General features: G+C 36.8%; 23 protein-coding genes. 7 read left to right on the top strand and 16 right to left on the bottom strand.

What is annotated here, in order from left to right:
* Positions 1-9: 9 nt before the first annotated feature.
* Positions 10-300, bottom strand: a complete 291-nt coding sequence (gene yajC / locus IPJ83_12670) for a preprotein translocase subunit YajC (GenBank protein MBK7881401.1) — start codon at positions 298-300, stop codon at positions 10-12.
* Between the two features lie 61 nt (positions 301-361).
* Positions 362-844, bottom strand: coding sequence for a DUF1573 domain-containing protein (locus IPJ83_12665; protein MBK7881400.1), 483 nt, complete (start codon positions 842-844; stop codon positions 362-364).
* 46 nt (positions 845-890) lie between these two features.
* Here IPJ83_12665 and IPJ83_12660 point away from each other — a divergent pair, with 46 nt between their 5' ends.
* On the top strand, positions 891-1,388 hold the full coding sequence (locus IPJ83_12660) for a shikimate kinase (GenBank protein ID MBK7881399.1): 498 nt from the start codon (positions 891-893) through the stop codon (positions 1,386-1,388).
* Positions 1,389-1,426: 38 nt separating this feature from the next.
* Complete coding sequence (gene trxB / locus IPJ83_12655) at positions 1,427-2,359, top strand: thioredoxin-disulfide reductase (protein MBK7881398.1); 933 nt, start codon at positions 1,427-1,429, stop codon at positions 2,357-2,359.
* Between the two features lie 36 nt (positions 2,360-2,395).
* Here trxB and sppA read toward each other — a convergent pair whose 3' ends face one another.
* The 13 genes from sppA to IPJ83_12590 form a co-directional block, all read right to left on the bottom strand.
* Positions 2,396-4,183 (bottom strand): signal peptide peptidase SppA, encoded by a 1,788-nt coding sequence (gene sppA, locus IPJ83_12650; protein ID MBK7881397.1) that lies wholly within the window; start codon positions 4,181-4,183, stop codon positions 2,396-2,398.
* A 10-nt stretch (positions 4,184-4,193) separates the two neighbouring features.
* Entirely contained in the window at positions 4,194-4,844 is a 651-nt protein-coding gene (locus tag IPJ83_12645; protein MBK7881396.1) for a deoxynucleoside kinase, read from the bottom strand.
* A complete protein-coding gene (gene folK / locus IPJ83_12640) occupies positions 4,844-5,353 on the bottom strand; it encodes a 2-amino-4-hydroxy-6-hydroxymethyldihydropteridine diphosphokinase (protein ID MBK7881395.1) in 510 nt (169 codons plus the stop codon). The genes IPJ83_12645 and folK overlap by 1 nt, the downstream gene beginning before the upstream one ends.
* Positions 5,335-6,885 (bottom strand): M28 family peptidase, encoded by a 1,551-nt coding sequence (locus tag IPJ83_12635; GenBank protein ID MBK7881394.1) that lies wholly within the window; start codon positions 6,883-6,885, stop codon positions 5,335-5,337. The genes folK and IPJ83_12635 overlap by 19 nt, the downstream gene beginning before the upstream one ends.
* A 10-nt stretch (positions 6,886-6,895) precedes the next feature.
* Complete coding sequence (locus tag IPJ83_12630) at positions 6,896-8,248, bottom strand: hypothetical protein (protein ID MBK7881393.1); 1,353 nt, start codon at positions 8,246-8,248, stop codon at positions 6,896-6,898.
* Complete coding sequence (locus IPJ83_12625) at positions 8,241-10,070, bottom strand: UbiD family decarboxylase (protein ID MBK7881392.1); 1,830 nt, start codon at positions 10,068-10,070, stop codon at positions 8,241-8,243. The genes IPJ83_12630 and IPJ83_12625 overlap by 8 nt, the downstream gene beginning before the upstream one ends.
* Positions 10,071-10,122: 52 nt before the next feature.
* A complete protein-coding gene (locus tag IPJ83_12620) occupies positions 10,123-10,908 on the bottom strand; it encodes an SDR family NAD(P)-dependent oxidoreductase (protein MBK7881391.1) in 786 nt (261 codons plus the stop codon).
* Positions 10,905-12,260, bottom strand: coding sequence for a TlpA family protein disulfide reductase (locus IPJ83_12615; GenBank protein MBK7881390.1), 1,356 nt, complete (start codon positions 12,258-12,260; stop codon positions 10,905-10,907). The genes IPJ83_12620 and IPJ83_12615 overlap by 4 nt, the downstream gene beginning before the upstream one ends.
* A 93-nt stretch (positions 12,261-12,353) precedes the next feature.
* Complete coding sequence (locus IPJ83_12610) at positions 12,354-13,076, bottom strand: hypothetical protein (GenBank protein ID MBK7881389.1); 723 nt, start codon at positions 13,074-13,076, stop codon at positions 12,354-12,356.
* A 106-nt stretch (positions 13,077-13,182) separates the two neighbouring features.
* Positions 13,183-13,584 (bottom strand): CBS domain-containing protein, encoded by a 402-nt coding sequence (locus IPJ83_12605; protein ID MBK7881388.1) that lies wholly within the window; start codon positions 13,582-13,584, stop codon positions 13,183-13,185.
* A 54-nt stretch (positions 13,585-13,638) separates the two neighbouring features.
* Positions 13,639-15,666: a urocanate hydratase gene (locus tag IPJ83_12600; GenBank protein MBK7881387.1), complete on the bottom strand. Its 2,028-nt coding sequence runs from the start codon at positions 15,664-15,666 to the stop codon at positions 13,639-13,641.
* A 3-nt stretch (positions 15,667-15,669) separates the two neighbouring features.
* Positions 15,670-18,180 carry a glycoside hydrolase family 2 protein gene (locus IPJ83_12595; protein ID MBK7881386.1) on the bottom strand — a complete coding sequence of 837 codons (2,511 nt, stop codon included), beginning with the start codon at positions 18,178-18,180 and terminating at the stop codon, positions 15,670-15,672.
* Between the two features lie 119 nt (positions 18,181-18,299).
* The gene (locus IPJ83_12590) at positions 18,300-18,722 is read right to left on the bottom strand and encodes a hypothetical protein (GenBank protein MBK7881385.1); all 423 of its coding nucleotides are present in this window, start codon (positions 18,720-18,722) and stop codon (positions 18,300-18,302) included.
* Between the two features lie 195 nt (positions 18,723-18,917).
* Between IPJ83_12590 and IPJ83_12585 the strand changes: the two genes are divergently transcribed.
* Together IPJ83_12585 and IPJ83_12580 are read left to right on the top strand one after the other, a co-directional pair.
* Entirely contained in the window at positions 18,918-19,253 is a 336-nt protein-coding gene (locus IPJ83_12585) for a hypothetical protein (GenBank protein MBK7881384.1), read from the top strand.
* A complete protein-coding gene (locus tag IPJ83_12580; protein MBK7881383.1) occupies positions 19,250-22,351 on the top strand; it encodes a M4 family metallopeptidase in 3,102 nt (1,033 codons plus the stop codon). The genes IPJ83_12585 and IPJ83_12580 overlap by 4 nt, the downstream gene beginning before the upstream one ends.
* Positions 22,352-22,369: 18 nt before the next feature.
* Here the strand turns inward: IPJ83_12580 and IPJ83_12575 are convergent, their stop codons facing one another.
* Complete coding sequence (locus IPJ83_12575; protein MBK7881382.1) at positions 22,370-22,876, bottom strand: hypothetical protein; 507 nt, start codon at positions 22,874-22,876, stop codon at positions 22,370-22,372.
* Between the two features lie 105 nt (positions 22,877-22,981).
* Between IPJ83_12575 and IPJ83_12570 the strand changes: the two genes are divergently transcribed.
* Genes IPJ83_12570 through IPJ83_12560 form a run of 3 tightly spaced genes read left to right on the top strand, consistent with a single transcriptional unit; the run spans position 22,982 to position 25,790 of the window.
* Entirely contained in the window at positions 22,982-24,082 is a 1,101-nt protein-coding gene (locus tag IPJ83_12570; GenBank protein MBK7881381.1) for a Re/Si-specific NAD(P)(+) transhydrogenase subunit alpha, read from the top strand.
* On the top strand, positions 24,082-24,381 hold the full coding sequence (locus IPJ83_12565) for an NAD(P) transhydrogenase subunit alpha (GenBank protein MBK7881380.1): 300 nt from the start codon (positions 24,082-24,084) through the stop codon (positions 24,379-24,381). The genes IPJ83_12570 and IPJ83_12565 overlap by 1 nt, the downstream gene beginning before the upstream one ends.
* A complete protein-coding gene (locus IPJ83_12560; GenBank protein ID MBK7881379.1) occupies positions 24,381-25,790 on the top strand; it encodes an NAD(P)(+) transhydrogenase (Re/Si-specific) subunit beta in 1,410 nt (469 codons plus the stop codon). The genes IPJ83_12565 and IPJ83_12560 overlap by 1 nt, the downstream gene beginning before the upstream one ends.
* Positions 25,791-25,971: the final 181 nt, after the last annotated feature.

The raw sequence follows: 25,971 nt of genomic DNA, 5'->3' as shown, positions 1-25,971 counted from the left end.
AAGAAAAGTTTAATCAAGGTAGTTTTTGTCTTTTAATGACTCAGTTGCTTCCTTGGAGATAGAGGATTTTAAAACTTTCACAAAGGATTTGGAATCAATTTGAAGCTCCACAACAAAATCTTCAATTTTTGTGATCCTACCGATCATACCGGCTCCTGTGGATACCTGATCGCCCTTTTTAAGGTTTGCTGAGAAATTGTTTTGTTCTTTTTGTTTTTTGATCTGAGGTCTTAAGAAAAAAAGGTACATAATTCCGAAAATCAAAATCCAGGGTAACAATTGTAAGATCATTCCATCCATATTAGAAATTTTAAAAATTATTCAGTTAAAATGCAAAGCTAATTGCTTTTGTTAATTGGTTTCAATTTCTTTTATTTTTTTGAACAAAGCCTTTGATAGAAACTTCTGTTTGTGTAGGGCTGGTGTTAGCTACCACAGTAATGGTTTTTAGTTGCCAACCTACTTTTTCATGACTGTCAAAAATAATGCTGATTTTGCCGGAGTCATTTGGTCGGATAAAACCTTTGGGCCACATTGGAAATGTACATCCACAAGATGAACTAACATCATTGATAAGGAGCCTTGCATTGCCTTTGTTGACAAACATGAAATCATGAAAAACACTGTCGCCTTCTGTGATTGTGCCAAAGTCGTATTCATTTTCATGAAATTCTATTTTGGCCTGATGGTCTTTATTAGTAGGTTTGTCTGCAGATGCTGAAATTCTGATTGCATCTAAATATGGATCAAGGTATTCCTCTTTTTGTATCTCTGAATCCTTACTTTTGGGTCCACAAGAATAGGTCCCCCAACAAAATATTATAATTAAAAAAAATAGTTTCATAGTACAAAATAAAGAACATTTGGCCATTTAATTTAAGTGTATACCCATGAATAAGCATATTGTAATTATTGGAATGTCCGGGGTAGGGAAGTCTACCCTTGGACGTGCCTTATCAGAAAAATTCAATTTGCCCTGGTACGATACGGATTTAATAATTGAAAATGAATATAATTTAACCATCGAAGAAATATGGGAATCCTTTGGTGAGTTCAATTTTAGGGTAATGGAGCGTAAGGTATTGTTCGATATTTTAAATATGGAACCTGGAGTGGTTTCAACAGGTGGGGGATTAACATGCCATTTTAACCATATGTATTTATTGCGGAACTATGACACAATATATCTTGAAGCTGAAGAACAGCTCATACTAAATCGAATTAAAAACCTAAATAAACCCTTGTTTAAGAACAATTTACTTAATATTATAAGCTTAAAAAATCTTTTAATTTCAAGAAAGCATTACTATAATCAAGCAAATTTAAAAGTGAGTGCTGGGAAGAATATTGAAGAATTAGTGAACATTTTGGGGAGAAGAATCTTATAAGAAGACTAATTTTACCTTTTCAAATTAAATATTCACACATGCAAATTCATCATTGTATCATCATCGGTTCAGGGCCATCCGGTTATACTGCAGCTATTTATGCAGCAAGAGCTAATATGCGCCCAATTTTATTTACTGGCAGTGAGCCTGGTGGACAGTTGATGATAACCACTGAAGTAGAAAATTATCCTGGATATCCCAAGGGGGTTCATGGGCCTCAAATGATGGAAGATTTTAAGAATCAGGCTGAGCGATTCGAAACAGATATACGATATGAGCGGATTACCGGAGTAGATTTTACAGGTCCCGTACATAAGATATGGACAGAATCCGGAGAGGTGCTCCTGGCTCATGCAATCATCATCTCTACGGGTGCAAGTGCTAAGTGGCTTGGCCTGCCAGCAGAACAAAAGCTTATGAATAAAGGGGTTTCCGCTTGTGCAGTTTGTGATGGATTCTTTTTTAAAGGCTTGGAAGTTGCTGTGGTTGGGGGTGGAGATACTGCAGCCGAAGAGGCTAGTTATCTGGCAAAACTTTGTCCAAAAGTACACTTACTGGTGAGAAAAGATCAAATGAGAGCATCCAAAATTATGCAAGAAAGGGTAACCGCTAATCCTGCCATACAAATTCATTACAATTCCGAAACACTCGATATCTTAGGTGAAGAAGAGGTTACAGGTATGAAAATTATCAATAATGTAACCAAGCAAATTTCAGAAATCCCAATTAAAGCATTTTTTGTGGCTATAGGACATCAGCCAAATTCCGATCCATTTTTAAATTGGTTGGAGATGGATGATCAAGGATATATTAAAACTATTCCCGGAACCAGCAAAACAAAAATCCCAGGGGTCTTTGCAAGTGGGGATGTGCAGGACAGAATATATCGTCAGGCCGTTACTGCAGCAGGAAGTGGTTGTATGGCAGCACTTGACGCAGAAAGGTATCTGGCAGAACAAGGGATTATTTAATCCTTATTAGTAGAAAATTACATGCAGTCATTTCTATTAATACAGGATTCTAATGGGTAATCTCATTTGAACTCCGGTATTTTTTTGAATGTTATTCCATTCTTCGTAATATGGATAAACAGTGCCAAGATTTTCTTTAAGGATCTTCTTGGTTAACGTTGATCTTAAATCTTCCTCATCTCCCTTGATTTGATCGATAAATTTTTGGACAGGGTCCTTTTGCAATGGATATTCGGTTATTCTATAACGATCCACAGAAGCTAAAGCAGCTGCTGATTTTATAGCATCGTCCAATTCTCCAATTTTATTCACTAAGCCATTCTGAAGAGCCTTGGAACCCAGCCAGATTCTACCCCTTGCAATTTCATTGACCTGATCTGTAGACATATTTCTTCCGGTAGATACTACTTTTAAAAAGGTCTGGTAGGTATGGTCTATATTTTCTTGAATGATCTTTGCTTCTTCAGTTCCCCAATTCTGAGTGAGGTTGAATTTGCTGGCCATTGGCCCGGTGCCAATGGTATCGAAATCAATTCCGAGCTTCTCATCTGTCATGGTTTTTATATTCGGAATCATTGCGAACACACCAATTGAACCCGTCAATGTATGGGGACTGGCAAAAATGCTGTCTGCATGACATGCGATGTAGTAACCACCTGAAGCAGCATAATCGCCCATACTGACTACAACCGGTTTGCCTTCAGCACGTGCCAAATCTATCTCACGCAATATTTCATCAGACATCATGGCCGATCCACCCGGAGAATTTACTCTAAGCACAATGGCTTTTATATTTTTGTTATCGCGGATATCTCTAATGATTTTTACGTATTTTCGACCAATTTCTCCTTCTTGTCCCGGGCCATCGATTATATTTCCTTCTGCAAAAACAACGGCGATTTTATTTTTGGCGCTGTAATCCTGTTTTGACTTTCCGTTGGCCAGAAAATAATCATTTAAGTTTACAAAATTAATTTTAGCCCCGGATTGCAGTCCTAGCTTAAATCTTAAGTTATTCTGTGCATCTATCTCGTAAGCTATAGAATCAATCAATTTATATTCCAGGGCCTTCATTGGAGAAGAAGCCAGAAATTGATCAAAAATATTTTTTAAATTGTTGTATTCTAGATTTCTGCTTTTCGCCACCTGTTCAGTGTACAACGCAAATTGTCCATTCAGGTATTCGGATAATTGGAGCCTGTTTTCAGGACTCATTTTGCTGAGTCTGAAAGGCTCTGTTGCCGATTTAAATTCTCCAGCATAATAAATGTTAAATTTTAAACCAATTTTTTCCATCATTTCTTTGTAAAAAGGAATGGATGCGCCAAATCCTTTTAATTCCACAAAGCCCAGTGGATGCATATAAATTTGATCTGCTACAGAATTTATGAAATAGTTTTTATGGTCAGTGAAATTAACATAGGCCATAATAAATTTCCCGGATTCCTTAAATTTTAACAAGGCATCTCTAAGTATTTTTAATGTGGCATACCCGTGTGCATAGTTTGAACCATGAATGTATATACCCTTAATCTTTGGATCAGCTGCAGCGTTTATAATACATTGTGCAATGTCATGCACGCCCAATACCTTTTGCTCTTTTAAGCTAAAACTGGAAAATTGAACATTGTTGGTTTGTTCTGGAAGGAAATCAGGTATCTTAATTTTTAACACAGATGGATCAGAAATTGAAGTGCTTCCTTCTCCATCCATACTTTTTGTAGCCATACTTGTGCCTATAGCTATCAATATTAGAAAAAGTAAAAAGCCTGCAAGAATGGTTCCCAAACAAGAAGCAAAAACAAATTTAAAAAATTGTCTCATTTTATATTTTTTAAAACATTATTCGAATGTGGTGAAGACCAGGGTTATACTTGTTGGTTAAGATGTTCTTGATTTCATCATAATGTATAGGATTATCTATAAAATCAAAATGCTCCGCATCTAGTACAAGGACAGGAATTATAGTTTGCGCTTTAAAAAAATCAAAATATGAATTTTGAACAGTCTCGAGATATTGATCAGAAATATTCATTTCATAAGGTCGTGCCCTTTGCGTAATATGTTTTTTGATTTTTTCCAACGGTCGATGCAGGTAAAGCATTAAATCAGGTTTGGGTATTTGTTGACTCAATGAGGTAAATATTCTTTGGAACAACGCAAATTCATCCGGAGCGAGATTGTGTTTTGCAAACAACATACTTTTAATCAATGAATAATCTGCCAAAGTAAACTCAGCAAAAAGGTCCTTATTCATAATGGTTGCTTGAAGTTGCTTTTGTCTTTCGGCAAGAAAAAACAACTCTACCGCTAAGGCATAACGTTCTGGTTCTTTATAAAAGTATTCTAAAAACGGGTTTTCTGCAAATTGTTCGAGTATGAGTTTACTGCCCAGATCATTAGCCAATTTGGTGGTTAATGTTGTTTTTCCGGCCCCGATATTGCCTTCAATACAGATATAGTTATATGGTATTTTTTTTTTCATTAATTTTTCAAATAAACTTCCAACTGGTCATCACATTCTTCATACAGTGCTTCAATGCTTTTATGAAACTTCGGATGCATTTGACTTCCAGCTATTTCCATTAAAGGGACTAAGGCAAAATTTCGCAAATGTAATCTAGGATGAGGAATTTCCAAATCTACATTTTGGATCATCGTTTTTTCCCATAAAAGTATATCAATATCTATTATTCTTGGCTCGTTCTTTTCCTTTCTCGATCTACCCATTTCTTTCTCTATGTCATGAATTTTCTCTAACATTTGCTCAGGAGTAAGTTGACTTTTGATTCCAACAGCCTGGTTTAGAAAACTCTTTTGATCAAGATTTCCCCATGGTTGGGTTTCATAGATGGACGATTCTGAAATGATATCACCAATTAAACTTTGTATTAAAGCTTTAGCCTTATCTATTTGATATTTTCTTTTTCCAAGATTTGATCCAAGAAGAAGATAAATACACGGTTTATTGGTATTTAATGATAGAGTAGACATTTAACGGTTTTCGTTCGATTGCCTTTAGATAGTGTTGCAAAATACAAGCCACCTGTCAGTTGAGTTAAATCCACCATTTTTTGACTGCTGCCGTCTTCTTTCAATGTTTTTTCAAAACATATCTGACCTTGCTGATTGGTTAAGGTGAGTTTAAGGTTTTCACAAATGGCAGGACATTCAATCCAAAGTTTTTTCTGAAAAATATTCAATCTTGTTTGATTAAACCCCAAATCTTCATTGTTAGTCTGTGGGCTTAGAGTGAAACTTTTGCTGGTGCCATGCTCTATTCCCGCAACTTCAATTATGCTTGCAACAGTAGCTTTTAATGTGTTGGTAGCAAACGTAAGATCAAGATAATTAAGGCTGTCTTTCGGTGTGTGATAATTTTTATTTCTAAAATTCGCACCATCTGTCAACATAAGTGCGGGGATATTTTTATCCCAAAAAGTTGCATGGTCACTTCTTCTAAGGTCGGGAACCATACTGCCTGTTCCAGGAACTTCTAACGAAATAAATTTAAGTCCGCTTACAAAGTTCTTGCATGAATTTTCAAATGTCTCAATTAGTTTCTTTGAATTAGTGTTTCCAACATTGGTGATGAAATCTCCTTTGCGCTTATTGGCAATGACTTTGTTATATGCATCCGGAAAAAGAAAGTTAAATCCGGTAGGTAAATCTTGGGTGTTTTCCTTCTCTGTATAATATGCAATCATTTCAAAATTAAAAACAGCCTCCACGGAATCTTTTTTATTCAATTGATTATTGACATAAATATTAGATCCAACTAAGCCCTGTTCTTCCAGATCAAAAAGTAAATAACGGACTGTCTTTTTTGCTGCGTATTTGGAAAGAACCCTCAAAATTTCCAAAACGCCCGCAGTCCCGGAACCATTGTCATCTGCCCCCGGGGATTGACCAAAGCTATCATAATGGGCATCTACTATTTGGATTTTACCGGGTTTTTCAGTGCCCCATTGATTGGATTCATAGTTTATACAAGTATACTGGGGAACAACGGATTTTAACTCAGTGACCGGAAGGTGCATATTAAGTTGTTCTGTGAGGTAGTTTCTGGATTTTTGTAAAAATGTCGGATCGGTCACTGCGTTTCGTTTTCCCTGCAAGACCTGTAAATCACTTTCGTATCTTTTAAGATTAATCTGGTTGAGGATTTCTGCAACATCTAGATTTTCGCGGTCAAAAGCGCTTAGAATCAGCCTTATTTCTCCTTGGAACCCATTCGGGTTGGATGTTTGGATGGTTATTTTTTTGTCGATGCCGGTAGACACTGGAAATCCTATATCTCCGGAAAAGGAAATGTCCGTGATTTCCTGATGGATTTGATCGCCGGTTGCCCAAAATAATTTGCAGCGAACTTCAAGCTGTTGATTATCCAGATCCTTAAGCTCATAAAAGACCTCAATTTTATCCGCCCCGTTGCGTTTAATAAGGCATTGTTCTAATTCAGGTATTGAGTTAGACCACAAACTTTTGCCAACAAAAAACAAAATGAAAATCAAAATTTGACGCATAGAAATAAGATTATAGTGAATGAATTCTAATTTCTTTAGGAAGATAATTTTTAAATTTTCCATTAATTTGTTTTAACCACCCGAGGTTAGCTTGTTCAAATCGGGCAATCTGCCAAATTTGATCGCTTTGCGCTTGGGGTAATTGGTATTGGTTGGCCCGAAGGTAATCCAAAGCTACATTTTTTTCTAAACTAACATGAGTCAATTTTGAATTGAGAAAAGGGGATTGGGACAATCCATGCGCAGGAAACCAATCCTTTCCTTTAAAGTGACCTAAAGGAATACCCAGATGTTTAATCCTTAACCCGGAATGATAAATTTTTAAGATGGATTCTTCAATATCTAATGAGTAAATCACTTCAATGCCTTGATGGGTAATGGAAGAATACTCATTCGAAAGTTCAAGAAATTCGGCTCCTTTTTGTTCAGTTTGTTTTTTTGATATACGGGTTTTTGGCGTGTTTCGTTCCGGATTAATTCCATGTTTTTTCAAAATCGAAAAGCTAAATCCTTCTCCTTTGTTTTTATGGGGAAAGCTTTTATAAACATGTACATTGTCCTCATTGGAATGCAGTAAATTCATTCCATCAACAGCTTGAATTTTAATGGATTCAAATTCTCTTTCTTGAATAAAATTTTTAATTCTGTCTTCATTTTCGAATTTATTAAATGTACATGTTGAGTAAATTATATAGCCACCATCAGTTACCAAGTCAGCCATTTGTTTTAATATCTCTTTTTGCATGTGGACACAACCTTCAATTTTACTTTTATTCCATTGAATTCCGGCCTCATTTTCTTTTCTAAACATACCCTCTCCACTACAAGGAGCATCTATAAGGATCAGGTCATACTTTAGCCCACTTCGTGATAAGTTTTGTAATGGACCATAACTTACTAAACAATTTGGGTAAGCCCACTTTTCAATATTTTGTCTGAGAATTTCGCTCCTGTGTGGATTGAATTCATGGGCATGTATCAAAGAAGTAAAAGGAAATAAGGTACAAAGTTGCGTTGTCTTTCCTCCTGGCGCTGCGCAAGCATCTAAAACAATAGGACTAGAAGGTAGGTGAAGTTGTTTAACCAACGATTCAATAATCATGGATGAGGCTTCCTGCGGATAGTAATGTCCTGCATGAAAATATGGATCCAATGTGTAAATTGGTTTTTCATGGAGATAAAATGCATGATTGGCCCAGGTGACCTTATTTCCCAAAAATAGATTGTTATAAGGTTTTAATGGATTCAATCGGACACTGACAGGCGGCTTTTCACTCAGGGAATCGGCAAAAAGTGTGTAGTCATCACCCAGAATTTCTTCCATAATGATTTTAAATTCCGGATGAACCTTCATTTTAGGCATAAGGTTTTAAACTTTCCACAGAATGAAATAAATGGTCCACTTTTGATTCAACTTCTTTATCGGCAACTAATTCAGGAGCATGGTGAGGTTTTTTACGCGCATCAATGATTAAGGCTCCACGACAACCCCAATGCTTGTTTTCAATAAATTCCCCTAAGCCAAAAATATCATGGGATGGATTGCTTCGGGTAAAAGTTACCCATAAAAAATTATTAAAATCGATAGAAACAAATTCTGCATCATCTACAATTACGATGAGTGGAAAACCACTTGTGTCATAGTTTTTTAGTCTTTCTTTTAATTCAATTATTTCTGTTTTGGCTTGCGAAGCGTTTTGGTATTTAGGCATTTCCAATGCCAATATCCCAGGTGAAATCAATTTTACTTTTTCAATACTTGAAATAGTTGGGAAACCAATAAATTCAGAGGAAAGTGATCTTTGGATTTTTCGATTTGCTGCAATTACTAATTTTGATCCACTGTTCCATTTTTCACCGGAATAATCAAGTGTATCGATGGTGGTTTTAGTATAAAAATGAAGATCATTTGTCCAATCCACCCTCTTTAAAATATAATTAAAAAATTCAGGAATATTTTTTGTGGTTAGATTTGGGGCATCTTCATTACTTGTGATAATGAGGTACTTAGCTAAAGAGGTTTGTCCTTTACCAAGTATGTGATTGGCCTGGGTAAGAATTTCTTCAGGGCTCTTCTCCCTAAAAGGCATATATCTTTCAGAGCCAATGGCCAGCAATAACGGATGTACTCCTGCAACATCCACTGCGTGAATTTCCTTTACTCCAGGAAATTCGTTTGTGGTAAGTTCTTTAACCATCTCATGTATAAGGTGTCCGAATCCGGAGTCTTCCTGAGGGGGTCTTCCTACTACTGTGAAATGCCAGATTGGATCTTTCTTGTGAAATACTTTATGTATTTTCATTACTGGAAAATCATGCGTAAGGCTATAATAACCTAGATGATCACCAAAGGGGCCTTCTGGTTTAAGTAGGTCTTTTTCTACAATTCCGGTTATACAAAAATCTACTTCTACAGGAATAAAATAGCCATCCTGCCAAGTGTATGGGTATCTTCTATTGCCTAGCAATCCGGAAAAAAGAATCTCGCTTAAACCCTCAGGTAAAGGGAAAATTGAGCCCAGCGAGTAGGCTGGGGGCCCACCAATGCCAACACTTATTTTAAATTCTTTATCCGTCTGATTAAAAGCTTTATGATGTATTCCAATTCCTCTATGCAATTGGTAATGCAGACCGACCTCCTGATCCAGATGATATTGATTGCCTGTCAATTGTATACGATACATACCGACATTAGCCTCTTTAAGTGATTTTGAATTTGGCGGAAAACTTATAACTTGCGGTAAAGTGATAAATGCACCACCATCTTCAGGCCAGGATTTTATCAAAGGTAATTGACTGATCTTGGTTTCAAATTGCAATACTCGTTTATTAAATATTATTCTTTTGGGAAGCGCATTCACCAGAAAAGGCAATACACGCAGAGTTTTTATAGGAGATTTTAATAATTCTGAAGGATCTACTTTAAGTCTTATGAGATGCTCCATTTTTGAAAGAGAATCTCTAAAAATATATTCGGATCTTTCATTGGTTCCGTAAAGATTGGACACCGCTTTGAAAGGGCTTGACTTTACTTTTTCAAAGAGAATAGCAGGCCCTTTTTTTTGATAAATTCTTCTGTGTATTTCTGCAATTTCCTGATCAGGATCCACCTCCACAGGAATTCTAAGAAGCTGTCCGGTTTTTTCCAGATCAGACAGGCATGAATTTAGATTTTTATAGGACATTTCAAGTTAATTGCGGAGCAAATTTTGCTGTGGGATTTATCCTTTTGTTGCATTATTTCTGATCCTTATATTTTCGGCCACTTCGGTCCACAAGACTCGCTGAAGCTTGTTGTGTGCCAGTCATCAGAATGTCCTGAATGTTTACATGTGGCGGACAATTTGCCATATAAAAAATCGCATCTGCAACATCTGATGCATTTAGTGGGGTGAAGTCCTTGTAGATGTCGGCTTTTTGTTGATTGCCTTCAAATCTGTTGATTGCAAATTCAGTTTCTTCAACATGTCCAGGACTTACTTGACCGACTCTGATGCCGTGTGTAACTAAATCCTGACGTATTCCTTTTGTAAGAGCTTCAACAGCAAATTTGGATGCACAATAAACATTTCCTTTTGGGTATACTTCCTTTCCCGCAGTTGAGCAAATATTAATGATGTGCCCATTCTGCCTTTCGATCATGCCTTTAGAAATCAATTGCGTCATGTGTAAAAGCCCCTTTACGTTTGTGTCAATCATGGTATTCCAATGCTCTAGATTTCCATCCTGGATATAATCTAAGCCAAGTGCCAATCCGGCATTGTTTAACAAAATATCCACTTTGTCAAAAGGATGTTTGAGTGAGGCAATTGCTTTGGCACATTCTTCATAGTTTCGCACATCAAAAGATAATTGACTTACCTCTGTTTCATATTCAGAGTGCAGCTTCTCCGCAAGCAGATTTATTCTGTCAGATCTTCGGCCACAAATGATCAATCTATAAAGCTTGGTCTTTGCAAATCTTATGGCTGTGGCAAAACCAATTCCAGAGCTGGCCCCTGTGATTAAAATATTTTTTTTCAATCCTTCTGTTTTAATAGGTCAGAAATTGTGCTTTCAAAATCTTGTTTAAACATATAATAAACCGATGTAGCCGGACCGTCAAAGCCTGTATGAATTTTTACGATTCGATTTGCTCTGTCCAGAAAAATCATGGTTGGAAAAGATTTTATTTTATCGATTTGAGGTAGGGCAATACTGGCAGAATCCTTATTTGCCTGTCCTCCATAAAGTACCTGATAAGGGAGTGATAAACTAGATTTATAATCTCTAATTCTTTTAAGTGCCTTTTCTTTGTCAGGGTTTCGTTCAAAAGCTATAGCTATTACTTCAATCTCCTGATTCGGATGTTCTTTTAAATAACTCTTGAGAAATTCACTTTCATCACGACAATTCGGGCACCATGATCCCATCACTTGTATAATTTTAACCTTGTTTTCATATTCGGAGTCAAGGTTACTTACTTGATTTCCATCTGGATTTTCAAATTTGAAAATCATGGGACCCTTTGCAATCGCTATCGAAATGCTATCCGCTTTTTTAAGTTGGAAGGATTCGTTTCGAATAGCTTCAAAACTAGATTTTGAGTGTTTCCCGGAATAAAAGGTTCCAAACATTTTATTCTTTTCAATTCCGGCATCAAATAAAAATAAGTGGGCGCCATCAAAACTTGAAAGGCACATTCTGTTACCTGATATTTCTCCGGCAAGAAACCTATAGTCTCCGGATTCAGTCCTAAAGGTTCCCACTATTTTATTTTCCTCTTGTTCAAACTCACCAATCCCTGAATACTGATCGACAGAGTCTTTTTCAAAGGTCGTTTGCCATTTTCCATTTACATCAGTTGAACTAAGTTCTGATGTTCTGAAGAATCTATGGGACTGGCCATGAGTTGCGTGAAAAGGAATGCTGTAATTGGATTTATCCAACACAATGTAATCCCCAGCCATTTTATTGTGTTCAAAAATACCCTTTATTAAAGCATCGTATGGTGTCAGATGAATTACAAAGGTGTCATTTCCTGTTCTTATATCTCTGCCATGTTCAACACTGTCAAAACGAATCCTTTCTTTCCCATTAAGAAATTCAATATGAAACTCTTTCTCTGAGTCATAAATCACTTCAAAATTTACTGGCACTACAGTCTTTTGGGATTCAGGATTTGGATCTCTGACGATTTCTTCATCTTTCCCTTTTGTAACAATTAGCTGTCGTCTGTCATCAAGTATAAAGGTTCCCCGCCAGATGCCAGGGCTAAGGCCATTATATTGTTTTGGAATTGAAATACAAGATTTTAAAACGAATAAAAATAGCATAGCTAAAATAGCCAAATGCACCCGGCATTTCAGTGGATTAAAAAATTTCGAAATAAACATTTGATATATTTGCCTGTACTATATTATTGCGCTCTATCCATAGAACTACCCAAAGTGAACAATAAATATAAAGAAAGGATCAGTAAATAAGAATTATTTATGCTCTTGCGTATTCAGAATTGCAGAAGCTTGCAAAGGCCAGGATTCAATGACTTTTTCTTCAATTTCTTCGAATTGATCCATCAGTTTTCTTATCTCTTTTTTAGGAAGGCTTGAAATTTGAGTAAAGGTTTTGATTCCCTGATTCTGTAATCTTTTGGACACATCTTCATCAATTCCCATGATCCAGTGTAATGGGTCAGCTGGTTTTATTTTTTTGTTGATGGCTTCCATTTTTTCATCGCCAATCAACGAACTTATTATTTCTAAATGTTGATCCAGAATCAATTGTAATTCTTGAACAATGGATGTCTCTGACGGAGCATCTTTTTCAATGAACTCATGATGAACATCAGATTGAGGTATGTCGGTTGTTGATTTAGGTTCTGAAAAAATTTGTGGTGCAACTGGAAGGGGCTTAGCTTCTAATTCCTTTTTGAGCAGAATAAATCTATTCTCCAGCATTTCATATTTAGCTTTCCAATCTTCATATGCAACTTTATATGTCTTTTCCTGGGCCTGGATGAGGTTTAACTTATCATCAGCATCCATTTTTTCCTTTCTGCACAAATCAAAAGCTATTTTGATTTGGTCTTTTTCACTCAGAATCGAATTTGTAAGTTCTTTCTGTCTTTTAAGATTGTAAAACAACGTCAAGATACTAGCTATTGCAAGTATGGCAAAAATCGAAAACAAAAAAATATACGTACTACCCATAAAAGGTCTTAAATTATATCTGATCACACATCTCTAAAACACACGCTAAATTTTATTAAGAAAATTAGCAGGCTAGGTATTTAATAAATTACTTAAGGATACTCTTCTAAGATTTCTTAGAAGGGTACTCTCTTTGATATTCATATTTTAACACATCAAATGTGGTGACAATTCCAACCAATTCTCCGTTATCTACCACTGGTAATGCATGGAATAAATGCTCCATGAAAACCTCAGCAGCAGTCCCGATTTTATCTGAAGATTCCAAAAAAGCCAACCTCTTTGTCATAACATTGCCAACTCGGGTTTTGGCATAATCCTTATGATCAACATTTAATTTAAACAAATCATAAGTCGTTACCAAACCTACCATTTTTTTACCTTCTACTACAGGAACATGGTGAATTCGGTTGTTGATCAAAATCTCTTTAACGGTTTGAAGTGTATCTTCCTGGCTGACTGTCAGTAGTTTAGTAGTCATTATGGAGCCTACTGTTTCATTCATCATATGCGTAAGGTTTTAAAATTTTGTCCAAAATACAAAGTTATTCAAATTGTCCTATTAAAATAATTTATCTATCAATTCCTGGTCAACGTTTACTGGAATGGTTATGTTTAATCCTCTTTTTTGTTCCATAATATTTTGGGCAGTGAGAACAGCACCTGGATTTCTACCCCAGGCTCTTCTGGCGATTCCATTGGCCACATCCCAAAGCATCATGGACTCAATATTATTGTCCGATAATTCTGTTCCGTCAATTACCATCCCAAAGCCTCCATTAATGACCTCTCCCCAACCAACACCACCACCATTATGGATAGAAACCCAGGTGGCACCCCGGAAACTGTCTCCAATGACATTCTGGATAGCCATATCTGCAGTAAATTTTGACCCGTCTGTAATGTTGGCAGTTTCTCGGTATGGAGAGTCCGTTCCGGATACATCATGGTGATCTCTTCCTAATACAATCGGGGCACTGATGATGCCGTCCCGTATAGCTGTATTAAAAGATTTTGCGATCGCAATTCTTCCTAAAGTATCCGCATAAAGTATTCTTGATTTACTGCCTACCATAGGCAGATTTACGGATGCATTCTTGATCCAGTTTAAATTATCCAGATTTTGGGCTCTTGAATTCCCTTCTGATTCACTTGCAAGCTTTTCTACCACTTTAGCGGCAATTTTATCCGCAATGTGCAGATCTTCCTCATTCCCGGAAGTACACACCCACCTGAATGGACCAAATCCATAATCAAAACACAATGGTCCCATGATATCTTCAACATAGGAAGGGTATCTATATGTTCCTTCTGATTCAGATTTCCAGATATCTGCATTCGCTTTTCCGGCTTCCTTCAAAAAGGCATTTCCATAATCCCAAAAGTACATACCTCTTCCGGCCAATGTATTAATAGCCAAGACATGTCTTCTTAAGCTTTTTCTCACTTCCTCCATAAAAAAATCCTTATCTTGATTAAGCAGGATTTGCGCATCTTCAAAACTATATCCACACGGACAATATCCTAGATCATCAATATTATGAAGGGATGTCTGATCTGAGCCAAGAGCTACTTCTATGTTTTGAACAACAGCAAATTCCCATAAGTCTACTATGTTGCCTGCAAAGACCAGGCAAATACCTTCATTTTTACTTTGCCTTATTTTTGCCTCAGCAAATAATTCATTCAGATCATGGAACACATTCTTCTCCAAAATATAACCATCGAGAATCCTTTGCTTTATTGCAGCCGGATCAACTTCGGCAATGATACAACATGCTTTGCAAATAACGGCTGCAATGGACTGAGCTCCGGACATGCCTCCTAAGCCAGAAGTGATAAACAAATGTCCTTTTAGATCATGTTGTCCTAAACCTTTTAATCTTCCAGCATTCAATAAAGTTATGGTTGTGCCATGAACTATGCCTTGGGGACCAATGTACATAAAACTGCCAGCTGTCATTTGGCCATATTGAGTAACACCCAAGGCATTATATTTATTCCAATCGTTTTTCGTGCTGTAATTAGGAATCATCATTCCGTTACTAACTACAACCCGGGGCGCATTCTTATGTGAGGGGAATAACCCAAGTGAATGACCTGAATACAAAACCAGAGTCTGGTCATCTTCCATTTCAGCTAAATATTTCATGCATAAAAGATACTGCGCCCAATTTTGAAAAACGGCACCATTTCCTCCATAAGTGATCAATTCTTCTGGATACTTTGCCACCAATGGATCTAAATTATTTTGTATCATGAGCATGATGGCTGCTGCCTGTTTGGACTTGCAGGGATATTCTTCAATTGGCCTCGCAAACATTGGATATTCCGGGATAAATCGGTACATATAAATCCTTCCATATTCTTCCAATTCGGCAGCAAATTCCTTTGCTAGGATTGGGTGCATATCAGTTGGAAAATATCTCAGTGCATTCCTTACAGCTAGTTTTTTTTCTTCTACGGTAAGTACCCCTTGAATATTTCTTTTTGGTGCGTGTGGGTATTTAGAATTTCTGGTTTTTGTAACCGGTAAATTAGTCGGAATTCCCTGAATTATATGCTCTTTAAATGGCGTTTTGGAATGCATAAATTACTTTTCTAAATGATCGTAAAGGCTGTTAATAATTAGGTCTTTTGGGGCAAATGATTTGTTTTTTGTCTTGCACTTTACGAGCAATTGAGCTCCGGGAACAAGATCAAAAAAGTTGGGATAGAAGGACAATGTATCAGACTCTTCAAGATAAATTGATTTACAAAATTCATTAGAGCTGATTAAAAATGAAAAGCCATCCATTATCGCTTGAATCGAGTCTATTTTAAATTCAGGTTTTCTAAATTTAATATCCTTCAGTTTAATCAAGAAATGAACGTTTTGGCTGGAGACAGAATCGTATTGCCAGTTAATAATTAATGCCGTTTGATTCTCTTTTTGCTTGCTTATTAAGTTTAATTTTTCGAAGGAATATATTCTTTTACATTGTTGTGATTCCATTTTGATTTGTAAGGTATCGAATTTTAAAATTTCTTTATCAAAAGACTGAGCTGTAATCTGGACAGAAAGGGGAGTTGGTGTCATTTTATCAGAACATGCATAAATTTCTAGAAAGTTTTCAGAATTCTTAACCGAAATCAATATTGGTTGAAACAAGTTTTTAGTCTTATGTTGCAAGGCTTTCCATCGTCCGAAATAGTCAATTCCTGACCAGGAAATACCAGGCCAGCAATCGTTCAACTGCCAATACAAAGTCCCCATACAGAATGGTTTGGCCATTCTATGTGCAGCAATTGCAAGTCCGATTCCTTCAGCCTGATTGATCTGGTTTAGGTAAATTAGACTTTTAAAATCTTTTGGGGGAGGTAAATCCCTTTGCAGATAGTCATTTATCAACTTGTTTCCCCTTGGATGTTTTTGGTGTGCCAACATAGATTTGGAGTCAAGATTAAGCTCATCTGGAGGGGCAAATTTTTTAATGGTACTTAAAGATGGCAATGCCTGAAATCCCATCTCACTCATAAATCTTGGAACCCTTGCTCCAAATTCATCAAACTCCATTTCATCGTGCCAAATTCCCCAGTCATGCGCGTCCCCCTCTGTGCGAAATCTTGCATCTCCGCGTCCATAGAGTGGAGAGGATTCCCAATAGGAAGACATATTAGAATTTTCTATGACAATTTTAGGCAATAGTTCAATAAAGAGGGTTTTATAATCATTCCAAAGTCTATTTTTTGTTGTAGTGTTCAGTCCAATTTGCCACCCCCATCTTTGCCATCCTTCATTGTTTTCGTTGTTTCCACACCAAAGAGCAATACATGGGTGGGCGCTAAGTCTTCTTACTTGTTCAAGAGCCTCAATGCGGACATTTTCAATAAAGTCTTTATCACCGGGATACATTCCGCAGGCAAACATAAAATCTTGCCAAACCAAAATCCCAAGTTTATCACAGGTCGAATAGAATTGCTCGGATTCATATTGTCCGCCTCCCCAGACTCTGATCATGTTAAAATTACATTCTTTAAGATCTTCCAAGATTGAATTGGCAGAGTCCTCTGAAGTCTGAAATAAGTCTCTTGGAATATAATTCGCACCTTTGGCAAAAATGGGTGTATTGTTTACCAGGAAATAAAAGGATTTGCCCCATTTATCCTTCTTGTGTACCAATGAAATGGTTCTTATTCCGGATTTAATACTTGTTTCGAAATGAGTAGTTTTTAAGGAATCTTTACAAGTAATATTTAGATCGTATAATTTGGGAATACCGCTTCCGTTTGGCCACCACAGTTCCGGGTTTTTGAATTTGAATTTGATTCGATATTCTCTAAATTCCGGACCAAGCCATATCTTGCGATTAACTTGAACAGTCCCCATTTTAATACTTATTTCGTAGGGAGATAGACTGGCTGATTTTCCAAATAATACCAGCTCAAGGTCAGCATGGGTTTTCTTTAATTGCAGGGTATTTAATCTTAAATTCTCAATTTGTATTTCATCATAAGCTACTAATTTAGGACTGGATCCTATGCCCGCAGTTATGAATTTTGGACCAAAATCCCATCCAAAATGAAACTGTGGTTTTCTGCTCACTACTCTAATATCTCCAGGTAATGGTGTAGGCAGTTTTCCATATTCTTTCTGTGATTTTATCTGTGCAGAGGTAAAATATATAATTAGCTCGTTTTCTTGAGGCCTCAACAAACTTTTACAATCAAATTTCCAAAAGCGAAAAGCATTGTTTACTTCCCCTAAAATGCTACCGTTTAGACTTAATTCTGCATAAGTATCTAATCTATTAAAGTGAAGTTCTATTTTTTTGCGAAGAAGAAGGGAAGAGTCGACATCGAATATACACTTGAATATCCAATCTTTCTCACCAATCCATTGTAGGGTAGCCTCGTTCTGTGCATAATAGGGTTCAGGGATTAGTCCTTGCTCAAATAATATTTTATGGATAAATCCTGGGATGGAACATGGAGTCCATTCATTCTGATCCGGTGATCGATAAAACCAATTATGTTGAAGTGATTTTATCTCTGGTGTCATGGCGCCCAATATATTCAGCAAACTTAATGAACTCAATAGAAAAAAGGATAAAATACGAAACACAATTATGCTTAAAATTTAAAGGTTGAGTGATGCATAATTTAATTGTTGAATCACTTTAAATTTATGTAATAAAAAAGGCCCTCATTCTGAAGGCCTCTTTATATATAATTTTTAATCTATTAGTTAACTGAACCAGAAGATTTTGTCTCACCAGCGCTTGCTGATCCTTTAGAACAACACTTTCCTTTTTTGGAGCCACATGATTTACCAGTATTTGAATTGGTAGATGCATCAGCTGGTGTATAATTAACGAAGATAGCCTTTGCTTCATCAAAAACTACTTCTTGAGCAATTTTATTTCCATTGGCATCAACAGTGTTCTTAAAAAAGCAAATACTTTTTGTGTCCTTGCAAGTTCGTTTTTCAATAGAAGCATCACTTTCTGCAGCTTTAAGGGCAGCATCACTTACAGAGGCTGTTTTAGAGCAAGAAGAAGCTTTGGCGGCACAACATGCCTTTTTAGACTGCGCACACGATTGGGCTAAAAGTTCGAAAGATCCAAGGAACAACACAAATGCGGAGAAAAAGAATAGTTTTTTCATTTTTTTTTCTTGTTTAATTAATTATTTGATAAAGGTAAAACGATTTTGCAACTCATATAGTTCATTGTTTGTATTTTTAACACAATTTTAAGGAGAAAGAATTATATGTGTTTGAAAAACAAAGTTTTGTGTCTTCTTTCTACAATGTTGGTATTGGGCTGGGGCTGTTCAGGATCGAGATCAAACCAAGAAGAAATGAGTGATTTTATAGTAAGTTTTGGACATGGTGGTGGTTTTGTCGGGAAGGAAGAGAAGGTATCGATAGATCCAAAAGGGAATATTAGTCGAGGCAATGAAAAGATTGCAAAGCTCTCAAAGTCAGAAGTTAGTCAAATCCTTTCCAATATCCAGGTACTTGGCCTCCAACGTATGAACTTTTCTGAGCCTGGAAACATTTATGAGTTTATAGAGATTCAGGATTCAGGCAAAATTATCAGGTTTGCCTGGGCCCCAAGTTCTCCTGACGTGCCGGAAGCTTTGAGGTTATTGTATGCCAATTTAAATTATCTGATTAAATCTAAAATCAAGTGAATAGAATACTGGTTTCCTTAACAATCTTATTTTTCAATTTAGTTCTGCTGCAAGGACAAGTCCTAAAGGGCAAAATTGTATTTAAAAATACAGAACCACCAAAAGTTCTAAAAAAACTTGTTAAAAAAAGTAAAAGTCAGAATCCAGGCATAATTTCAGGACTTGCCTATGATTTCACTAAATTCAAACCCTTACCAAACACTCAATTTCTTAAATTGAATGGGCGTATTAAAGTTCTAGACTGGGACAAGAGCAATAACCCCAGGGTGTTCACTACAAACTTGCCCACATCCAGAAGTAATGTTCCTATTGAGAGCACGATCTATATTGATTTTTTAAAACGTCAATTGAATCTTAATTTAAATCCAGACTTGGAATTTAATTTGTTGGAAAGAAGTTCAGATGAGCTCGGGACACAGCATGTCAAATTGAATTTAACTTTTAAGGGGCTTCCTGTTACGGACGCCGAATATGGTTTTCATCACTATTCCAATGGGGAAGTTTTTATTCATGGGAATTTACTTGTTCCACATGACGCACCAGATTTGCAATCAGGAACTAAAGTGAATATAGAGGAAATTGTTGCCAATTACTTTATTTCTTTGGGTATTCCGTGTCAATTGAATCAATCTGCCGGCCCACTTAAATCTGGTATTAAGAGCAAACACAATGCATATTGGCAAAATTCAGAAAATGGAAAATGGCACTTGGTTTCCAAAGTAAATGTAACTCCAAATCTTCGACAGAATTGGGACCTTGTAATTGACTTAATTACCGGTGAGGTATTAAAAGCATTTTCTAATGTTTGTAATTTGGTACATAACCATGCAGAAGATTTAATTGCCGGCCCACTGGGAAATGAACCTGCCAGTGGCAAGGATCTTTTTGATGTCACCCGTAATTTTAATGTGTGGAAGGAAGGGAGTTTTTATTACATGGTGGATGCTTCCAGGGGAATGTTTATTCTAAATCAATCTAAAATGCCGGATGAGCCGGTTGGTGGGATTTTAACATTTGATGCAAGAAATACCAGTCCTAGCCTTAGTAATTTTAATGTAGATCTTGTAAGATCTTCAAATAATATGTGGTTGGATAAACTTTCCGTATCTGCACAGTATAACAGCTTGAAAGCTTATGAATATTTCCTGAATACCTTTGGAAGAAATTCAATCAATGGTAGTGGGGGGACTATAGTATCCATCATAAATGTTGCTGATGATAATGGACAATCTATGGATAATGCTTTTTGGAATGGTGAGGCGATGTTTTATGGGAATGGGGATGAATATTTTACGAAATTGGCTAAAGCGCTTGATGTTGGTGGGCATGAGATGTCACATGGGGTCGTTCAGAATACTGCAAACTTAAAGTATGAAAATGAATCAGGCGCATTGAATGAATCGTTTGCAGATATTTTTGGTGCAATGATTGATCGTGACGATTGGAAAATGGGTGAAGATGTTGTCATAAAAGCATTCTTTCCATCTGGAGCCTTAAGAGACCTTAGCAATCCCCATAATGGAGGTACAAGTAGAAATCAACCTTACTACCAACCTAGACATGTTTCTGAACAATACATAGGAACAGAAGATAATGGCGGGGTTCATATCAATAGCGGGATTCCTAATTACGCTTATTACCTGTTTGTCCAGGAATTGAGAAAGTCTAGAACCGAAGAAGAGGCCAAAAAAATTGGAGAGCGTGTTTTTTACCACACCCTTACAAATTTTCTTACCAGGTCATCAGTATTTAAAGACCTGAGAATTGGAGTAGAGAGAAGTGCAGTTGACCTGTATTCATCAACTCCAGATGTCCTAGCAGGTGCAAAAAAAGCATTTGACCAGGTAGGAATTTTGGGGAATTCTGGTGGAGGGACTGTTCCTAAGAAGGATCTTGCTATTAATCCCGGGAAAGAGTATTTAGTTTGTACTGATGCAGACCAAGAAGGGATTTATTTGTATGATTTTGTAAATCAACCAACTGTTTTAAGTACACAAAATGTATTGTCCAAACCAAGTATAATTGATAATGGAACTGAAATATATTTTGTAAATGGGGATAATCAGTTGTACTACTTGTATTATGATCCAGTTCTTAAGAGATTTGTGGAAGAAGAATTGGATAGTGATGATATCTACAGGAATGTCGTTGGATCAAAGGATGGTAATTTAATAGCGGTTCTGTTTACAAATGAAGAGGATAAAATTCATATTTATGATTTTGTCAAAGAAGAATGGAAATCATTTAAATTGTATAACCCAACCTATTCAAATAGTGTTACTGGCGATGTAAGATATGCAGATCAAATGGATTTTGATCATGCCGGAGAATACTTGATGTATGATGCATTTAATGAAATTAATAAAAGTACCGGAGGGCAGTATACATATTGGGATATTGGTTTTTTGCATGTTTTTGATAAGTCCAAAAATACCTTCGGATCCGGAAAAGTGGAAAAACTAATCTCATCACTTCCCGAGAATACCAGTGTTGGGAATCCCGTTTTTTCAAAGAACAGTCTGGATGTTGTTGCATTTGATTATATTGAATCCGGCTTGTTTTCTGCCGATTATGCTTTGCTTGGAGCTAACATTGAAAAATCTGAAATAAATGTTATTGCTGATAACCGAGAAAGGTTGGCATACTCTAGTTATTCTGTTAAGGATGATAAAATTCTGTTCGACAGTAAGAATGCATCTCAGAATCAATGTATTTCTGTGAAGACTTTAACTTCTTCTAAAATTAGTTCGGTAGGCAATGAACAGGTGTTGTTAAACGGCGGAAAATGGGCTACCTGGTTTGCTTTCGGTGATAGAAGTTTAGTTGGAACAGGAAATCCTCAATTGGATATTCAAACGTATTTGGAGCCTAATCCATTTTCCAATTCCAGTGAGTTATTTATCGAATCCAAAGAAGTGAGAGATGTGACTGTTTCCATATTTTCTTCTCTTGGTGTGGGTGTATATTCGGAAAAATTCAAGGTGCAGGAAGGTGTTAATAAGAAAGCATTAAATTTGAATCATTTGTCATCCGGATTGTATCAGTTGGTTATCTCAGATTCAAAAAGTGCTAAAATTTTAAAATTGGTAAAAAGTTAAAAGCTAGTCATAGATTAGTTAGTCTAGCCAAACCTCTGTTGCGCCATTTTTGTGGATTGGAAAGAAAAATCTTACCCTTGAAATGGATTTAAGTTCTAACCTGATTTGTTCACGCAAAATTCCTTCCCCTTTGCCATGGATAATGAGGAGATTGGTTTGTTTGGAGTTTAAATGTTGAGCCATGAACTCTCTGAATTTCTCTAATTGATAGCTAAGTATTCGTTCTTTGTTTCCGTGGATTAGATGTGGTGCAAGTTTTTCAATATGTAAGTCAATTTCGACTTGATTTTTAAAAGGCTTACTTTTCTTTGTCAATGGTTCGTAAAGATATGAGTCCTCAAAATGTACTGGAATATCATGGTTCTCAGGAGCCAATTCAACTTCGAGAGGATTTAAAATTCTGATGACCCCATCTAACTTAATTTTAATATTTCCATCCGAAAGGACTCCTTCAAAGGTACCAATAGCACCATTTGATAGTAGCCGAAGTTCTTCTCCAATCCATAGGCTCTTAGAATCAACCATATTGGGTTAAAAATAAAAGAAAGGACTTGATTGTTCATTCCACATTTTTATTGGGTCTATTTTTTTGATTTAATTTTTATCTTCGCAGCTCCAAAAAGAAACAAATTGAAACTAGCTGTAATTAAAGAAACCCGTTTAAATGAAAAGAGGGTAGCGCTTAGCCCTCAGATTACCAAGCAATTGATAGCAAAGGGCTACGCGGTGATGGTTGAACAAGGTGCAGGAGAGCTATCTGCATTTACGGATAACGATTATGTGGCAGCAGGTGCAGTAATATCTTCCTCTAAAGCTGCCTTATTTAAGGAAGCGGACGTTTTCTTAAAGATCAATTCATTCAGTTCAGAGGAAATTGCAGATTTGAAGAATGGGGCCATCACATTGAGTTTGATGTATCATTCCAATCATCCGGAGATGCTTCAAGCGTTGGCCTCAAAGGGAGTTTCTTCCTTTTCCATGGATGCCATTCCCAGGATCTCCAGGGCCCAAAGTATGGATGTCCTGAGTTCTCAGGGTAATCTAGCTGGTTATAAGGCAGTGATTCTTGGCGCAGAAAATATGACCAGGATTTTTCCATTGATGATGACTGCTGCGGGTACAATAACACCAAGTAAAGTTCTAATTTTTGGAGTTGGCGTTGCAGGACTTCAGGCCATAGCCACAGCAAAAAGATTGGGCGCGGTGGTTGAAGCAACAGACGTGAGACCTGAAACGAAAGAGCAAGCTGAATCCTTGGGGGCTAAGTTTATCATGGTTAAGGATGAGGGGGTCAAAGTAGAAGGTGGATATGCTAAAGAGGTATCTGCAGAATATCTTGCCAAGCAAAAAGAAGCCGTCAATAAATCATTATTTCAAGCAGACCTTGTAGTCACGACTGCATTGGTAATGGGAAGGAAAGCTCCTGTTTTGATCACAGAGGATCAGGTTAAACAAATGAAGTTTGGGTCAGTAATCGTGGATATGGCTGCAGAGCAAGGTGGAAATTGTGAATTGACTGAACCGGACAAAGTGGTCGTAAGACATGGCGTCAAAATTGTTGGCATAACTAATTTGGCATCCACATTAGCAACAAATGCAAGTGAACTTTACGCTAAAAACGTCCAGAATTTATTGCAACATTTATCAGATAAAGAAGGGTTTAAATGGGATCTCGAAGAAGAGATTACCAAAGGAACTCTTATTGTTCACCAAGGAAAAGTACTTAAATAATGGGTGTATTGGAATTTATTCACCAGAATATTGATATCATTTATCTGGTCATTTTGATGATATTTGTTGGGATAGAACTGATTTCCCATGTGCCATCTGTATTGCACACCCCACTAATGTCCGGGGCCAATGCGATTCATGGTGTGGTGATTATAGGTGCGATTATAGTAATGGGTCAGGCCGAAGGTATGTTGAGCCTGATACTTGGTTTTATCGCGGTTATATTGGGGACACTTAATGTCGTCGGAGGTTTTGTCGTGACTGATCGAATGTTAGAAATGTTTAAGAAAAAGAAATAATGGAACATATTCTTGTAGTTATATATCTGATTGCATCTGTAACTTTTATGCTTGGCCTTAAGATGCTAAGCAAACCGGATACTGCTCAAAGAGGTAATCTAATAGCAGGTCTTGGCATGACCCTTGCCATTTTTGCCACCATATTCTTATATCGCGATGGTCAGGGAAATCATTTAGGAAATTTAGTTTGGATCTTTGCAGCATTGCTCGTTGGTACAGTGATTGGTTATATTATGGCCAAAAAAGTACAGATGACAGCTATGCCACAAATGGTATCTTTTTTCAATGGTATGGGAGGAGCATGTGCAGCCTTAATTAGTATCATAGAATATAATCATATGCTACATATAACTGAGGCTGTAGACCCTGCTGGTAGCGGTAAAATGATTATTATACTGGCAGGTTTGATTATTGGTTCGGTATCTTTTGCCGGCTCCATGATTGCCTACGGAAAGCTGGAAGGGAAAATTAATGATTTTAATTTACCAGCTCAGCAAGTGGTAAATATTGGCCTTGTGCTTGGAATTGCTGTTCTTTCAGGACTATTTGTAATGGACATTGTTACGGGTCCATTTTGGTTTTATGTGATATTGACATTATCTGTTTTTTATGGATTATTATTTGTTTTTCCAATTGGAGGAGCCGATATGCCGGTGGTCATCTCTTTGTTGAATTCATTTACTGGTGTTGCTGCGGCATGTGGAGGATTTCTTTATGATAATTATGTAATGCTGATTGGCGGTATTTTGGTTGGTTCAGCAGGAACTATACTTACTGTGGCCATGTGTAAGGCCATGAACAGATCTTTAATTAACGTATTGGTTGGCAATTTTGGAGGAGGTGGAGCTTCTGCATCTGTTGAAGGTGGAGCGCAGGGATCAACAAAAGAAATTACACGCTCTGATGCAGCTATTTTAATGAAATATGCCTCAAAAGTGGTGATTGTACCGGGTTATGGTTTGGCTGTAGCTCAGGCGCAGCATATTTGCCACGAATTGGAGAATTTGTTGGAAGAAGGAGGAGTCACAGTTAAATATGCTATTCACCCTGTTGCTGGTAGGATGCCCGGACACATGAATGTTCTATTGGCTGAGAGCAATGTAAGTTATGATAAGCTGGTAGAAATGGAAGATATCAATCCAGAGTTTAATACTACTGATGTGGTGCTTGTGGTAGGGGCTAATGATGTTGTAAATCCAGCAGCAAAAACGGATCCAAGTTCTCCAATCTACGGGATGCCAATTTTGGAGGTGGAGCAAGCTAAAAATGTGATTGTCATGAAGCGATCCATGAAAGCTGGATACGCTGGTATAGATAATGCTTTGTTTTATCAGCCTAAAACTTTTATGTTATTTGGAGATGCAAAGGATACCTTGACAAAACTGGTTTCAGAAGTAAAAAGTCTTTAATTGCTAAAAAGAAGGGCATTTTCTAGCTCCATTGGATCAAAATTTAATCCATTTCGTCTTTTTTTTTCGAATAATTTGAATTGGGATCGCGATAATAGGACTATTCTTTAAATTGAAGAACTATTTCGTTTGTGAGGAACATAGAATTTACAATTATTAATAATTGTAAATTCTCTCATAT

The sequence above is a fragment of the Candidatus Vicinibacter proximus genome, assembly GCA_016713905.1.
GTDB lineage: Bacteria > Bacteroidota > Bacteroidia > Chitinophagales > Saprospiraceae > Vicinibacter > Vicinibacter proximus.
Note: the sequence above shows the minus strand (reverse complement) of the source record. Positions and strands in the feature narration are given on the sequence as shown.

Bases quoted from the DNA above. Each gene is read 5' to 3' on its own strand.
- IPJ83_12660 (MBK7881399.1), top strand. From the start codon at position 891: ATGAATAAGCATATTGTAATTATTGGAATGTCCGGGGTAGGGAAGTCT.
- IPJ83_12615 (MBK7881390.1), bottom strand. From the start codon at position 12,260: ATGTTTATTTCGAAATTTTTTAATCCACTGAAATGCCGGGTGCATTTG.
- IPJ83_12560 (MBK7881379.1), top strand. From the start codon at position 24,381: ATGGAACATATTCTTGTAGTTATATATCTGATTGCATCTGTAACTTTT.
- IPJ83_12565 (MBK7881380.1), top strand. From the start codon at position 24,082: ATGGGTGTATTGGAATTTATTCACCAGAATATTGATATCATTTATCTG.
- IPJ83_12575 (MBK7881382.1), bottom strand. From the start codon at position 22,876: ATGGTTGATTCTAAGAGCCTATGGATTGGAGAAGAACTTCGGCTACTA.
- IPJ83_12585 (MBK7881384.1), top strand. From the start codon at position 18,918: ATGAGTGATTTTATAGTAAGTTTTGGACATGGTGGTGGTTTTGTCGGG.
- IPJ83_12630 (MBK7881393.1), bottom strand. From the start codon at position 8,248: ATGCCTAAAATGAAGGTTCATCCGGAATTTAAAATCATTATGGAAGAA.
- IPJ83_12600 (MBK7881387.1), bottom strand. From the start codon at position 15,666: ATGCATTCCAAAACGCCATTTAAAGAGCATATAATTCAGGGAATTCCG.
- folK (MBK7881395.1), bottom strand. From the start codon at position 5,353: ATGTCTACTCTATCATTAAATACCAATAAACCGTGTATTTATCTTCTT.
- IPJ83_12645 (MBK7881396.1), bottom strand. From the start codon at position 4,844: ATGAAAAAAAAAATACCATATAACTATATCTGTATTGAAGGCAATATC.
- IPJ83_12590 (MBK7881385.1), bottom strand. From the start codon at position 18,722: ATGAAAAAACTATTCTTTTTCTCCGCATTTGTGTTGTTCCTTGGATCT.
- IPJ83_12610 (MBK7881389.1), bottom strand. From the start codon at position 13,076: ATGGGTAGTACGTATATTTTTTTGTTTTCGATTTTTGCCATACTTGCA.
- sppA (MBK7881397.1), bottom strand. From the start codon at position 4,183: ATGAGACAATTTTTTAAATTTGTTTTTGCTTCTTGTTTGGGAACCATT.
- yajC (MBK7881401.1), bottom strand. From the start codon at position 300: ATGGATGGAATGATCTTACAATTGTTACCCTGGATTTTGATTTTCGGA.
- IPJ83_12625 (MBK7881392.1), bottom strand. From the start codon at position 10,070: ATGTCCTATAAAAATCTAAATTCATGCCTGTCTGATCTGGAAAAAACC.
- IPJ83_12605 (MBK7881388.1), bottom strand. From the start codon at position 13,584: ATGATGAATGAAACAGTAGGCTCCATAATGACTACTAAACTACTGACA.
- IPJ83_12665 (MBK7881400.1), bottom strand. From the start codon at position 844: ATGAAACTATTTTTTTTAATTATAATATTTTGTTGGGGGACCTATTCT.
- trxB (MBK7881398.1), top strand. From the start codon at position 1,427: ATGCAAATTCATCATTGTATCATCATCGGTTCAGGGCCATCCGGTTAT.
- IPJ83_12635 (MBK7881394.1), bottom strand. From the start codon at position 6,885: ATGCGTCAAATTTTGATTTTCATTTTGTTTTTTGTTGGCAAAAGTTTG.